The 12501-nt window shown below is 69.1% G+C and carries 9 protein-coding genes and 2 pseudogenes; 2 read left to right on the forward strand and 9 right to left on the reverse strand.

The window, feature by feature from the left end; all coding sequences use genetic code 11:
• Positions 1–299: 299 nt before the first annotated feature.
• Positions 300–437: pseudogene (locus ACIBK0_RS44130) on the reverse strand (transposase); the annotation flags it as partial.
• Positions 438–455: 18 nt separating this feature from the next.
• Between ACIBK0_RS44130 and ACIBK0_RS44135 the strand changes: the two are divergent.
• On the forward strand, positions 456–1685 hold the full coding sequence (locus ACIBK0_RS44135) for an RNA-guided endonuclease InsQ/TnpB family protein (RefSeq protein ID WP_399093600.1): 1230 nt from the start codon (positions 456–458) through the stop codon (positions 1683–1685).
• Between the two features lie 57 nt (positions 1686–1742).
• Here the strand turns inward: ACIBK0_RS44135 and ACIBK0_RS44140 are convergent, their stop codons facing one another.
• The 6 genes and pseudogenes from ACIBK0_RS44140 to ACIBK0_RS44165 all read right to left on the reverse strand — a co-directional run bounded on the left by ACIBK0_RS44140 (position 1743) and on the right by ACIBK0_RS44165 (position 8231).
• Positions 1743–2699 carry a GlxA family transcriptional regulator gene (locus ACIBK0_RS44140; protein ID WP_399093603.1) on the reverse strand — a complete coding sequence of 319 codons (957 nt, stop codon included), beginning with the start codon at positions 2697–2699 and terminating at the stop codon, positions 1743–1745.
• 290 nt (positions 2700–2989) lie between these two features.
• A pseudogene (locus ACIBK0_RS44145) lies at positions 2990–3893 on the reverse strand (aldo/keto reductase); the annotation flags it as partial.
• A gap of 101 nt (positions 3894–3994) precedes the next feature.
• On the reverse strand, positions 3995–5683 hold the full coding sequence (locus ACIBK0_RS44150; RefSeq protein WP_399093606.1) for a phosphoenolpyruvate--protein phosphotransferase: 1689 nt from the start codon (positions 5681–5683) through the stop codon (positions 3995–3997).
• The gene (gene dhaL, locus ACIBK0_RS44155) at positions 5680–6318 is read right to left on the reverse strand and encodes a dihydroxyacetone kinase subunit DhaL (RefSeq protein WP_399093609.1); all 639 of its coding nucleotides are present in this window, start codon (positions 6316–6318) and stop codon (positions 5680–5682) included. Before dhaL ends, ACIBK0_RS44150 begins: the two co-directional genes overlap by 4 nt.
• Before the next feature lie 141 nt (positions 6319–6459).
• On the reverse strand, positions 6460–7458 hold the full coding sequence (gene dhaK, locus ACIBK0_RS44160) for a dihydroxyacetone kinase subunit DhaK (protein WP_399093612.1): 999 nt from the start codon (positions 7456–7458) through the stop codon (positions 6460–6462).
• Entirely contained in the window at positions 7455–8231 is a 777-nt protein-coding gene (locus ACIBK0_RS44165; RefSeq protein WP_399093615.1) for an MIP/aquaporin family protein, read from the reverse strand. The genes dhaK and ACIBK0_RS44165 overlap by 4 nt, the downstream gene beginning before the upstream one ends.
• A 640-nt stretch (positions 8232–8871) precedes the next feature.
• Here ACIBK0_RS44165 and dhaM point away from each other — a divergent pair.
• On the forward strand, positions 8872–9264 hold the full coding sequence (dhaM, locus tag ACIBK0_RS44170; RefSeq protein ID WP_399093618.1) for a dihydroxyacetone kinase phosphoryl donor subunit DhaM: 393 nt from the start codon (positions 8872–8874) through the stop codon (positions 9262–9264).
• Positions 9265–9640: 376 nt separating this feature from the next.
• On the opposite strand, the gene ACIBK0_RS44175 is transcribed toward dhaM, so the two are convergent.
• Together ACIBK0_RS44175 and ACIBK0_RS44180 are read right to left on the reverse strand one after the other, a co-directional pair.
• The gene (locus ACIBK0_RS44175) at positions 9641–10426 is read right to left on the reverse strand and encodes an RNA polymerase sigma factor (protein WP_399093621.1); all 786 of its coding nucleotides are present in this window, start codon (positions 10424–10426) and stop codon (positions 9641–9643) included.
• 427 nt (positions 10427–10853) lie between these two features.
• Positions 10854–12455 (reverse strand): MFS transporter, encoded by a 1602-nt coding sequence (locus ACIBK0_RS44180; protein ID WP_399093761.1) that lies wholly within the window; start codon positions 12453–12455, stop codon positions 10854–10856.
• Positions 12456–12501 lie beyond the last annotated feature (46 nt).

The following is a 12501-nucleotide window of genomic DNA, read 5'->3' on the forward strand; positions in this document are numbered from 1 at the left end:
CTGCCCACAACCCGGCTCGGCCACGTCTTCGCCGCCACCGCGATCAACCTCATCCGCATCGACCGATGGCTGACCGGCACTCCCCTCGGTGGCACCCGAACCTCCCGCCTCGAAGCTCTCATGCTCGCGGCCTGACCACCCGAATCACGCCTTCCTCAGCAGAGTCCTTCAGGCCGGTGGTGAAGCGAATCTCGCGATAGCGACGCGGGGTGTCGTGGTGACGTGCCTGCGGAAGCAGGCCGGTGAGGGGGTGCGGAGCGATGGAGCATTCAACCCGGCGGAGCCGGGCAGTGCTTGGTTCAGGCCGGGCGGTTCTGCTGCTCGATGTACTGTCTGACGATGCTCAAGGGTGTGCCGCCGACGGTGCCGGCGAAGTAGGAGCCGGACCAGAGCTTGTTGGCGCGCCAGTAGTGCCGCACCAGGTCGGGAAACTCCTGCTATGTAGGATGCCGGTCATGCAGCTTCGGTACGCCTTCAGGGTGTATCCGGAGCCCGGTCAACGCAGGGCGCTGGCACGGGCGTTCGGGTGCGCGAGGGTCGTGTTCAACGACGCGGTGCGCGCCCGGGAGGACGCCCGCGCGGCGAAGCTGCCCTACCCCAAGGCCGCAGGCCTGTCTCAGCAGTTGATCACCCGCGCCAAGAACACGGCGGAACGCTCCTGGCTGGCCGAGGTCTCCTCGGTCGTCCTGCAGCAGGCCCTGCGGGACGCGGAGAGTGCGTACAAGAACTTCTTCGCCTCTCTGAAGGGGGAGCGCAAGGGCCTGAAGGTGGGTGCGCCGCGCTTGAAGTCCCGCAAAGATGCCCGGCAGGCCATCCGGTTCACCGCGAACGCCCGCTGGAAGATCACCAGTGGTGGGCGGCTGTCGCTGCCGAAGATCGGCGAGGTGCGGGTGAAGTGGTCCCGGGTCCTGCCGGTCACGCCGTCCAGCGTCACGGTGATCCTGGACTCGGCGGGAAGGTACTTCGCCTCCTTCGTCATCGACACCGACGCCGAGAGTGACCGAGCCCGGTGGGAGGAGCCGGACCCCGACAGCGCGGTCGGCATCGACCTGGGACTCACCCACTTCGCGGTCCTCTCCGACGGCACGAAGATTGATTCCCCGCGGTTTTTGCGCCGCGCGGAGAAGAAGCTGAAGAAGGCGCAGCGGGAACTGTCCCGCAAACAGAGGGGATCGAAGAACCGGGCCAAGGCCCGCCTGAAGGTCGCCCGCGCCCACGCTCAAGTTGCGGATGCGCGCAAGGAGTTCCACCACCAGCTCTCCACCCAGTTGATCCGCGAGAACCAAGCGATCGCGGTGGAGGACCTGGCGGTATCGGGACTCGCGCGCACCCGGCTGGCCAAGAGTGTGCACGACGCGGGCTGGTCACAGTTCGTGGACATGCTTCAGTACAAGACGAAGCGGTACGGGCGGACCTTCGTGAAGATCGGCCGGTTCGAGCCCACCAGCCAGGTGTGCTCCACCTGCGGCCACCGAGACGGGCCCAAACCCCTGGAGGTACGGGAGTGGACCTGTCCCGCCTGCCGCACGGTCCATGACCGCGACCACAACGCCGCACAGAACGTGAAAACGGCCGCCGGACTGGCGGCATCGGCCTGCGGAGCGCCGGTAAGACCAGAACCCGTTCTGGCACAGCGTAAAGAAACAGGAAGCCACGGAATCCCCGCCGAAAACCGTGCCGCGTAGCGGCACAGCAACCGGTAGGAACGGCCAGAATCCTCAGGCTTCAGCCCGAGGAGCATGTCAATCGCCCTGGGTGAAGGTGCGCCGGTACTCGCTCGGTGTGGTGCCGAGGATGCGCTGGAAGTGCAGGCGCAGGTTCGCGCCGGTGCCGAGCCCGACGTCGGCGGCGATCTGTTCGATGCTGCGCTGCGAACGCTCCAGTAGTTCGCGTGCCAGGTCGATGCGGGCGCGCATCACCCACTGCATCGGCGTGTAGCCGGTCTCCTCGACGAAGCGCCGGGAGAAGGTGCGCGGCGAGACCCCGGCCTGGCGCGCCAGTATGTCGAGGGTGAGGGGCTCGTCGAGCCGGTGCAGCGCCCACTCGCGGGTGGCGCCGAAGCGCTCGCCGAGCGGCTCGGGGACGCTGCGCGGTACGTACTGGGCCTGGCCGCCGCTGCGGTAGGGAGCAGCGACCAGGCGGCGGGCCGCGTGGTTGGACGCGGCCACTCCGAGGTCGCCGCGCAGGATGTGCAGGCACAGGTCGATGCCGGAGGCGGCGCCGGCCGAGGTGAGCACGCTGCCCTCGTCGACGAACAGGACATTCTCGTCGACCTGGACGAGCGGGTGCTTCGCCGTGAGTGCTCGCGTGTAGTGCCAGTGCGTCGTGGCGCGCCTGCCGTCGAGCAGGCCCGTGGCGGCGAGCGCGAAGGCGCCCGTGGAGATGGCGGCGAGCCGTGCGCCGCGCGCGTGGGCGGCGATCAGTGCGTCGACGACGGGCTGCGGCGGGTCTTCGCGGTCCGGGTGCCGGTAGCCGGGGACGAAGACGATGTCGGCCCACGCAAGCGCGTCGAGGCCGTGGGCGACGGAGTACGACAGGCCGTCGCCTCCGGTCACGAGACCGGGTGTCGCCCCGCACACCCGCACCTCGTACGGCATGCTCGCGCGGGTCGTGAACACCTGCGCGGGAATTCCGACATCGAGGGGCTTCGCACCCTCGAGCACCAGGACGGCGACGCGATGCAGGCGGGAAGCTGACATGGGAAGGAGGTTACGTGGGGCGTGACGTCGATATGCCCACGGTGTGGACCGGGCAGACGATGCCGGCCGGGCTGTCCTCCCCGTTGCAGTCCACCGCCCGTCCCGCCCTTCGCCCGGCAGGCCGGGCAGGAGGACCGGCGCCGTCACCTGCTCCCGCTGATCACCTGGCTGATGCCTGCAGAACGACAGGCGATCGCCGCCGCTTTTCCCGCCCTGTCCCGCCTCGTGGAACGTGGGCCCGAGCTTAGAAATCCCGGCAAGAGCCCAAATGGGTAGCAGCCCCAGATTGGCTCGGTCAGCTCGGCCGGCCGGTTGAGTTGGCAGAGATCGAGGTGTAGGTCTGCCGCCGTGGGATTGCCGGTGAGTTGCTCGAATGCGGCGGCTCCTGAGAGCACCACGTCCGCCAGGGCTGCGCGAGGACTGCCCCGAGTGCCACGGCATCGCGGGAGACGTGTGCCTCCCGCGATGTCACGCGCAGCGCGGCCGCGGCCGGCCCCCTGGCAGGCGATCGGTCAGGAGACCGTTGGCCAAGGCCTCCTTGACGATGACTGTGCACCCAGCAGTGTGCGCTTCTGCGAGGGCTTGCCCCGCCGACCGTTCCCACAGTTTGTAGGTGGCCTGGACACTGGCGAACAGCGGTCTTTTGGTCACCGTGATCGTCAGCGCGGCGCGGATGACGTCAGCCAGGTCCGGGGCCGCTGGTCGACAGGCCGATGGTCACGCCCTCGGCGGCGAGTGCTGCCGGCCGTTGGTGCAGGGCGGTGTCGGTCAGCGACGGGCTGTCCGGGGTGACCGAGTGGATCTGGTAGAGGCCGAGACGGTTGCCGAGCAGCGCGCGTGTCTCGGCGAGTTGGAGGTGCAGGTGTATTTGCTGCTCATCACCACATCGTGAGCGTGGGGACGCGAACGCATCCAGGCTGCGAGGAACTTTTCGGCCAAGCCGTAGGAGCGGGCGGTGTCGATGTAGCGCACGCCCCGGTCGTAGGCGTTCAGCAGTTGGTGGGGGCGAGCCCGCAGTGCGCCGGCCGAGCGGGCCGCGGGCAGATCGGTGTCCCGGCCCAGATTGCGGCAGCCGGGGCGCCCGACGGCGGTTAGTCCCGGGCCCAAGCGCGCGAGGGGCACGGCTGCGAGGCATTCAAGGCACCCACAGGTGTTGTTCGCCCCGGTTCGTTCCTCGCGGCTGACGGATCGCATAGCCCTTGGGGAAAGGGGGGGCCTCGGCTCGCTGTCGGGGTGTCCGGTGCGAACAGGGGTCTGAGCCGGGGCGGAGCGCTGGGCCGCCGATGCGGCAGGCGTCACGGCAGCGACGGCATGCAGGACTGCTGCACGAGATCCCAGACTTCTTCGGGACTCTCGCGGGTGAGGGCGACGGCAGCCAGGGAAGCGCAGGTGTCGAGGCTGAGGCGGCGGATGCGGGCGCGGACTTCGTCGAGCGCGGCGGGGGCGACGGACAGGATGTCGCAGCCGAGGCCGATGAGCAGGGGGGTGACGAGGGGGTGTGCGGCGGCGTCACCGCAGACGGAGACGCGGCGGTGGTGGCGGTGTGCGGCGGTGACGACCTGGGCGATGGCCTGCAGGACGGCGGGGTGTGCGGCCATGGCCGGGCCGGCGGCGGGGTCGCGTCGGTCGATGCGCAGGATCTGGCTGGTGAGGTCGTTGCTGCCGATGGAGATGAAGGCCGCTTCGCGGGCGAGTTCATCAGCTGCGGCGACGGCTTCGGTTAGTTCGACCATGATGCCCAGCGGGGGTGCGCTGACGCCGAGTTCGGCGGCTGCGGCATCGAGAAGGGCGCGGCAGGCGCGCAGTTCATCGACGCTCGCGACCATGGGGATCATGACGCGCAGGTCGGTGTCGGCTCCGGCGCTGAGCAGACTGCGGAACTGGTCGGCGAAGGCGTCGGGTTGAGCGAGCATCAGAGGCAGGCCGCGGCCGAGCCGCTCGCCCTCACGGCCTTGGGCGAGGAACGGCGGCAGTTTGTCGTCGGCGAAGTCCAGGGTCCGGGCGGTGACGGTCTGTCCTGTGAGCGTGCGCAGGACGGGGACGAGGGCGGCCGCATGCTGATTGCGGGTGGGCCAGGCGGCGTGGTTGAGGAAGGGCAGCTCGGTGCGGAGCAGGCCGACCCCGTCGGCGCCGGCGGTCAGGACTGCCCGGGCCTCGGCCGGCGTGGCCACGTTGGCCCGCAGAACGACGTCGTGCTCGTCCAGTGTCCGTGCCGGCAGGTGACGCTCTTCCGCGAGCGCGAGCCTGCGGATCCGGGCAGCGTCTATGGCATCAAGAGCGGTAGCGCGTTCGTTGTCGTCGGGATGGACGACTGCGGTGGCCCGGTCGGTGTCGAGGAGGATTTCCTGCGCGTCGGGCAACTCGAGCAACTGCGGGTCGACAGCGAGCAGGAGAGGGATGCCCTGGGAGCGGGCGACGATCGCAGCGTGGGAGTTCGGGCCGCCGGTGACGGAGATCGCGCCGGTCACTGTCTGACCGGGTTCCAGCAGATCCGCGGCACCGATCTCGTGGGCAACCAGAACGAGCGGCTGGTCGGGTGCCGAGCCGGAGTCGCCGTACAGGTAGGCCAGGACACGGCGGCCGACCTGGCGGACGTCGGCCGCGCGGTCGGCGAGGGTCGGGTCATCCAGGGCGGCGATGGTTCCGGCGTAGGCGTCGATGGCCTGCCTCACGGCGACGGCTACGGGCCGGCCTTCACTTGCTCGCTTGACGGCCTGGTCGCGTAGATCCGGATCCTGTGCGATGTAGCAGTTGACTTCCATGATGTCGGCCTGTTCGTCCTTGCCCTGTTCGCGCAGAGAGGTGGACAGGTCGAGCAGGCGGGCGGCGACGGCGTCGAAGGCGTCGGTGATCTGCTGGGCGGGGTGGCCGCTGGTGCGCTGGGGCAGCGAGCTGCGGTTGGTGGGGCGGTCGGTGCGGCGGAGGAAGCCCAGGGCAATACCGGCTGCGGCTGTGTGCCCTTCGTAGGTGCGGCGGTTGGTCATCGGGTTGCCGCCGTCTCGGCGAGGGCGCGGAAGATCAGGGCGGTGGAGGCGGCACCGGGGTCCTGGTGGCCGATGCTGCGGGCGCCGAGGTAGGAGGCGCGGCCCTTGCGGGCCTGCATCGGGGTGGTGGCGCGCATGCCGTCCTCGGCGGCGTCCGCGGCGGCGAGGGCGGCCGCGGCGAGGTCGGCTCCGGCGTCGGCCCGCTGCTGGAAGGCGGCCAGCGCGGGTGCGTAGGCGTCGATCATGGTCTTGTCGCCCGGTGCGGCCGCTCCGAGCTTTTCGATGCTTTCCAGGCCGGCCGCGAGTGCGGCGGTGAATTCCTGGGTCGTGGCTGTGGGGGTATCCAGCATCCTGCCGATGGCGCGGAAGACACTCCCGTACAGCGGGCCGGAGGCTCCGCCGACGCTGGAGATGAGGGTGGTGCCCACCTTCACCAGCACGGCCCCGACGGGGTCCGGCTCCATGCCGACCAGGGCTGCGGCGGCGGAGAAGCCGCGGTGCATGTTGACGCCGTGGTCGGCGTCGCCGATGGCCGAGTCGAGCTGGGTGAGGTGGTCCTTGTGCTGGTCCACGGTGGCGGCGATGGCCTGCACCCACGCGCGGGCGAGGTCGATGTCCACGGAGTCTCCGTTCATGGCTTGCGTAGCAGGTTCACGAGGGGATGAGCCGGGGGCAGGGGGGCCGGATCCGGAGGAGGGCGGTCCGGGGAGAGCCGACTGCGGGGAGGCTCTGGCCCGGTCCTCGCGTATCGGGGTGTGACCCGCCCCCGGCTCGGTTCAGGCGCCCCAGCGCAGGGCGGGGGTGTTCACGGGCGCGTCCCACAGCGTCAGCATGTCGGCATCGGCCTTGCACACCGTGATGGAGACGCCCGCCATGTCCAGGCTTGTCACATAGTTGCCCACGAGGTTGCGGGCGATGACCACACCCTTGGCAGCGAGAGCGGCGGCCACCTCGTTGAAGACCACGTACAACTCGATGAGCGGTGTGCCGCCCAGGCCGTTGACCATGACGATGGTTTCGTCCCCGGCGGCCAGTGGCTGGTCTTCGAGGATCGCGTCCAGGGCCGTGGCCACGATCTCCTTGGCGGTGCGGAGCTTCTCCCTGCGGCGGCCGGGCTCGCCGTGGATGCCGACGCCGACCTCTATCTCATCCTCGGGCAGGTCGAAGCCGGGCTTGCCGGAGGCGGGGGTGGTGCAGGCGGTCAGTGCCACGGCGAAGGACCGTGAGGAGGCGTTGACCCGCTTGCCCATCTCGGCGACGGCGGAAAGGTCGGCGCCCTGCTCGGCGAGGGCCCCGGCGATCTTCTCGACGAAGACGGTGGCCCCGGTGCCCCGGCGGCCGGCGGTGTAGGTGGAGTCCTGGACGGCGACGTCATCGTCGACCAGGACGGTCTCCACGGTGATGCCTTCCTCGGCTGCGAGTTCGGCGCCCATCTGGAAGTTGAGGACGTCACCGGTGTAGTTCTTCACGATGAACACCACGCCCGCGCCGCCGTCGACGGCCTGGGCTGCGGTGAGCATCTGGCCGGGGACGGGGGAGGTGAACACCTCTCCGGGGCAGGCCGCGTCCAGCATGCCCAGGCCCACGAAACCGCCGTGCAGGGGCTCGTGCCCGGAACCACCACCGGACAGGAGGGCCACCTTGCCCGCTCGGGTGCCGCCCGCGCGGGTGATCACCTTGTTGTCCGTGTCGACCTTCAGCCCGGGGTGGGCGGCGGCGATACCGGCCAGGGCGTCGCCGAGGACCGCCTCGGGAGCGTTGATGAGCTTCTTCACGACAGGGCTCCTTCGGCCGTGGCGGGCTGGGCCGCCTGGCTCGCGGCGGGGGTTGAGGCGGCTGCATTGCGGTGGGCGTTGAGGGCGACGTAGAGAAGGCCGGCGGCGACCGCGCCGATGACCTCGGCGGTCAGGTAGATCGGCAGCTGGTCCCAGTGGACCGTGCCCCCGAACAGCTCGCCGGTGATCATGGGGCCGAGTGTCCTGGCGGGGTTGATGGACGCCGCGGTGGTCGGCGCCACCGGGATGATGATCGCGAAGACGCTGAGGCCGATGGCCAGGCCAGCGAATCCGCCGGCCGCGCGCCGGTCGATGGCGCCGAACACGACGAACGCGAGGATGAACGTGCCGACCGCTTCGGCGAAAAAGGCCTGCCCGGCGCCGACTCCGGTGCCGTAGGCGGCGATGCCGAGGCCGACGTCGACCGCCTTCTTCCCCAGTACCCCGACGATCGCCAGAGCGCCCAGCACTGCTCCGGCCACCTGGGCCGCGATGTAGCCGGGGACGTCCCGCCAGGGCATCTTCTTCGTGGCGGCCAGGGCGAGGGTGATGGCCGGGTTGATCTGACAGCCGGAGATATGGCCGATCGCGTAGACCATCGCGATGACCGCGGTGGCGAACGCCAGCGAGATCATTCCCAGTTGCGCCATGGTGAACGGGGCATCGCCGCCGACGATGAGCGTCGCGGGGACCGAACCGACGCCGATGAACACCAGCACTGCGGTGCCCAGCGTCTCGGCGAGAAGCTTCTGTGAGTAGGTGTTCTCTTCCATAGTTGGGCGCCCGTGCCACATTGCATGGGCGCCTCACCTCCTCCGCATGAGCGGGCTGTGAAGGGAGGAGGCCGCCAGGTGGTCAGGGTTGGGCAACCTGGCGGCCGGCTCAGGGGAAACCGGAAGGCCATAGGCATCCGGGCAAACGGTTCACCATTGATGAACGGTGTTCCGAGAAATTAAGTCCGCGTTTCGCGCCTGTCAAGAGGTTCGGCGACCACCCCGAGCAGCAGACCGCGGAAACGCCCCCGAAGACGCGCCGAGGGTCGAGGTGGACGAGTGTGGCGACGGTCGCCGCCCGGGCGCGGATGAAGCCGAGCCGGCGGATCAGGTGCTTGCGACGCGGGCAGCGGCCTGGAAGCTCCCAGATTGCGGGACAGGGGTGCGGGCGGGCGGGGGGTCTCCCGCACGGCCGCTGCGAGCTCCTGACGTCCCGGTTCGGCCAGCAGGCGCTCAGCGGGGCCGACAAGTTTGATGGCGCCCATCACCTCACCGGAGCGGTCGAAGGCAAGAGAGGCCCCCCGCTTCCCCGATGGCAGACTCCTGTTCCTTGACCGCGCAGGCTGTCCTGAGGGCTTCCTAAAATTCCCCACTGGTTCCGTATTGATGAACAACGTTCCGAGATTTAACGTAGCTGTTCATGAACGCACCTGTTGGCATCGTACTTGTGTCCCACAGCGCCGAGCTTGCTTCAGGCCTTCGCCTGCTGGTGGAGCAGATCGGCTCGGAGGACGTCCCCCTCGCCACCGCCGGAGGAACCGACGACGGCCGGATCGGCACCAGCTACAACCTCGTCCTCAAGGCGATCAAGGACGCTGACCGTGGGAGCGGCGTCATCGTCCTTCCCGACCTCGGCAGCTCCGTCCTGACCGCCCGCACCGTCCTGGAAGACCACCCCCGCCCGGACGTCACCCTCGTCGACGCGCCCTTTGTCGAAGGAGCGGTCGCAGCCGTCGTCACCGCCGCATCCGGTGCCGACCTCAAGACCGTCGCCGACGCCGCCAAAGAGGCCCGCAATGTCCTCAAGCTCTGACTCCACCACCATGACCACGGCCGGCCACGGAACCGCCGTCGCACTTGCCTCACGTGCCTTCTCCGAACCAACTCGATCTCGACTTGTCCTGGGGAGAACGCCGTCGCGCGGGGAACTGCGGAGGGAGCCATCTGAGAGACGTGGCGGCGGGTGTTTGAAGAGTTCTTCAGGGGCCCCAGTTATCTAGGGATGTCGCCCGTTCGTGCAGGTCAGACTCATTTGGGGCCCGGAGGGATATGAGTCAAGTGCCGGTAACGGTTCGACTGAACCGTTACCCGCACTTCCCTTCGCAACGGCCGGTCCCACAGCCAGCGATCGAGCGGCCGACGCACATCCGACTACGGTGCGCGCCGACCACCCGGTCGCCGGAAAGAGTTCAGAGCTGACGCAACCATGGAGGGCATTCGCGCTGCTCATCTGCCCGGTGAAGGGCCAACCACCCGCCCGGGGGAATAATCGTGTCGGCTTCCGCGACGGTCCATGTCGGCCCAAGCCTGGCTTCTTCCGACTCCAGCTCTGCCTCCAGCTCCAGCCTCAGGGCTATGAGCTGAACCCGGAGTTCTCCCTGGCTGTCGTATCCCGCGAGGTCTACTGCTCGGTACCACGCACGCAGCGGATGCTCGCGCAGCCGGCCGCGCAGTCGCAGCATCTCACTCATATGAAGCATGCCCTCGCTTCTCACCGTACTGAGCGCTTGCGCAACTGCCCTTGCGATCGTGCCTGGGTGTCGCCGCACAATCTGCGCCAGCTCGCTCTGGGTGTAACCGTACATTTTGGTCCATGCGACCGCGATGCGCTGTTGCTCCGGCAGTCGGCGCAGCGCGTTCCATACCAACATCCGTTCGGCGACCAGGCAGGCGAAGTCCTCCCCGTTCTTGGTGGCCATTTCGACTTCCCCCAGGTGCTCAACTTCCAGCGCCCGAACCTGGTGCAGTCGCTTCGCCTGGTGGACGACCTCGCGGCGCAGAGTCGTGTAGACGTACGCGCGTGGCTGGTACAACTCCTCCCGAGCACACAGCGCCCTCTCGAACGCCGCATGCACTATGTCCTCCGAGCCCAACATGGACTCAGGGATGTCCCGGCTACGCAGCAGACGGGTCGCCACCGCAGTCATCTCATCCCGATAGGCGCCGTAGACAGCTTCTAGCACTGTTGCGTTCACATGTTGACTCGTTCGAGTCTCAGCCACGGTGTTGCCCCCGCTTCCCCCGAGATTCGCTGCACGTGGCTGCCCGGGCTTCACCCTTGGCGCGGATGATCTCGGACTTTCCACGAGCCCGGTTACGGAAGGCCGCACTTTCCAACAGAGATCGGATTCCGGGTGCGAGCACGACGGCGACGAACAGTGCAATAGCGACGAACTCCACTGCGCAACCTCCTTCAGGATGCGGCTCCTTGACGCCCCGGGCCGGGGGCTCAGCCGTACACCACTGAAGAGGGTGAAGACGCCGGCATTCTTGACTCCCTCCACAAGATTCTTTCCATGGGTGGCTATGGCAGCGCGGCGAGCGCCTCGGCCGCGTGTGGAGCGACGAGGAACTGAGCCTTTTCCATCATCGGCCTGAGCTGGTCAGATGCAGGGCGTCCTGTCACCTCTCGTCGAGCTGCGCCGCGGTCCGCGCATTGGGCGTTCCGTCAGGGCCGGGCTGCCGGTACTGGGGTTCGACCCGGCGGGGTGTCGAGCCGAGCTGGTGCGCGACGATGATCGCGGCAAGGACTGCGAGCCCGGTTCCGATGAGGAACGACAGGCGGTAGCCGTCCACCAGGGAGCCGCCGTGGCCGTCGGTGGCCGCGGCGGCGGCGGTGGCGAGGATCGCCAGCCCGACCGCAGCGCCGGTCTGCTGGCTCGTGGTGAACAGCGCGCCGGCCAGTCCCTGGTCGCCGGCCCGGACCCCGCTGGTGATCGCGATCGACGCGGTCGGCAGTGCGAGCCCGACCCCGGCCGCGGTCAGTACCAGGCCGGGCAGCACCGCCGCCGGATAGCTGGCCCCGGCGGTGATCTGCGTGAGCCACAGCTGCCCAGCGCCTATGCAGGCCAGCCCAGCCAGGAGTACGGCCTTGATGCTGAACCGGGCCAGCAGCCGGCGGGTACCGAAGGTGGAGACAAGCACCACGGTCACGGTCGACGGGGCCAGCGCCAGGCCGGTCGCCACCGGGCTGAACCCCAGCACCTTCTGCATGTACAGCGACGCGAAGTACACGTAGCCGGCCAGGATCGCGCCGATCAGCAGCATCGCCGCGATCGCGGCACGCCGGACCGGCTCCGCCAGGATCGACAGAGGCAGCATCGGAGCCGTCGACCGCTTTTCGGCGAACACGAAGCCCGTGGTCAGCAGTACCGCCAGGGCGAGAGCGACGATGGTGTCGGGCGCGGTGAAGCCGTGCTGCTGCCCGGTGCTGAGGCCGAAGATCAGCGCCGCGATGCCGGTGGTCACCAGCAGTGCCCCGCGCACGTCGAGGCTGCCGCCGCCGGACCGCGTCCCGGCCGGCAGCCGGGGGACAAGCGCGAGCAGGATGGCGATGACCGGCGGGTTGATCAGGAAAACCGCCCGCCAGCCGAAGTACTGGGTGAGCAGCCCGCCGGCCACGATCCCGGCGGTCGCGCCCGCCGCGGTGGTGGCCTGCCAGATCGCCAGGGCCCGGTTGCGCGTCGCCCCTTCTGCGTTGGTCGTCGTCAGCAGCGACAGCGCGGCCGGGGAGGCCATCGCCCCGGCCGCGCCCTGCACGATCCGGGCGGCGATCAGCATGATCGGCCACTGCGCAAGCCCGCAGGCCAGCGACGCGATCCCGAACAGGGCCAGGCCCAGGGCCAGGACCTGCCGTCGGCCGAGCAGGTCCGCCAGGCGGCCGCCCGCCAGCAGCAGCGACCCGAAGGACAGAGCGTAACCGGTGACGATCCACTGCAACTGCGCCGCGGGCATGCCCAGCTCCCTTTGAATCGACGGCAGCGCCACGTTCACGATGCTGAAGTCCAGTTGCAGCACGAACTGGGCGGCGCAGATCAGTGCGACGACAAACGCGGCCCGCTGCGATCCGCCTCCGGCGGGCTGAGGCGCGGCGTGCTTCGCCGAGCGGTCCGGCATGGTGAATCCCCTGTCCTTGATGGTGCTCCTTACTGGTTCGTCGGGGTCAACCACGAACGTCGGAAGGTCGATGGCGATCCGGCGGCAGCGTGCGGAGATAGGCTGCATCTGTCCCACAGATGGAACTGTCCGGATGCACTGCAACGCAGTCCTG

This window comes from Streptomyces sp. NPDC050564, assembly GCF_044457265.1.
GTDB lineage: Bacteria > Actinomycetota > Actinomycetes > Streptomycetales > Streptomycetaceae > Streptomyces.

Excerpts from the sequence above, each read along its gene's own strand:
- ACIBK0_RS44135 (WP_399093600.1), top strand. The coding sequence starts at position 456 with ATGCAGCTTCGGTACGCCTTCAGGGTGTATCCGGAGCCCGGTCAACGC.
- ACIBK0_RS44140 (WP_399093603.1), bottom strand. The coding sequence starts at position 2,699 with ATGTCAGCTTCCCGCCTGCATCGCGTCGCCGTCCTGGTGCTCGAGGGT.
- ACIBK0_RS44150 (WP_399093606.1), bottom strand. The coding sequence starts at position 5,683 with ATGACCAACCGCCGCACCTACGAAGGGCACACAGCCGCAGCCGGTATT.
- dhaL (WP_399093609.1), bottom strand. The coding sequence starts at position 6,318 with ATGAACGGAGACTCCGTGGACATCGACCTCGCCCGCGCGTGGGTGCAG.
- ACIBK0_RS44165 (WP_399093615.1), bottom strand. The coding sequence starts at position 8,231 with ATGGAAGAGAACACCTACTCACAGAAGCTTCTCGCCGAGACGCTGGGC.
- dhaM (WP_399093618.1), top strand. The coding sequence starts at position 8,872 with ATGAACGCACCTGTTGGCATCGTACTTGTGTCCCACAGCGCCGAGCTT.
- ACIBK0_RS44180 (WP_399093761.1), bottom strand. The coding sequence starts at position 12,455 with ATGCAGCCTATCTCCGCACGCTGCCGCCGGATCGCCATCGACCTTCCG.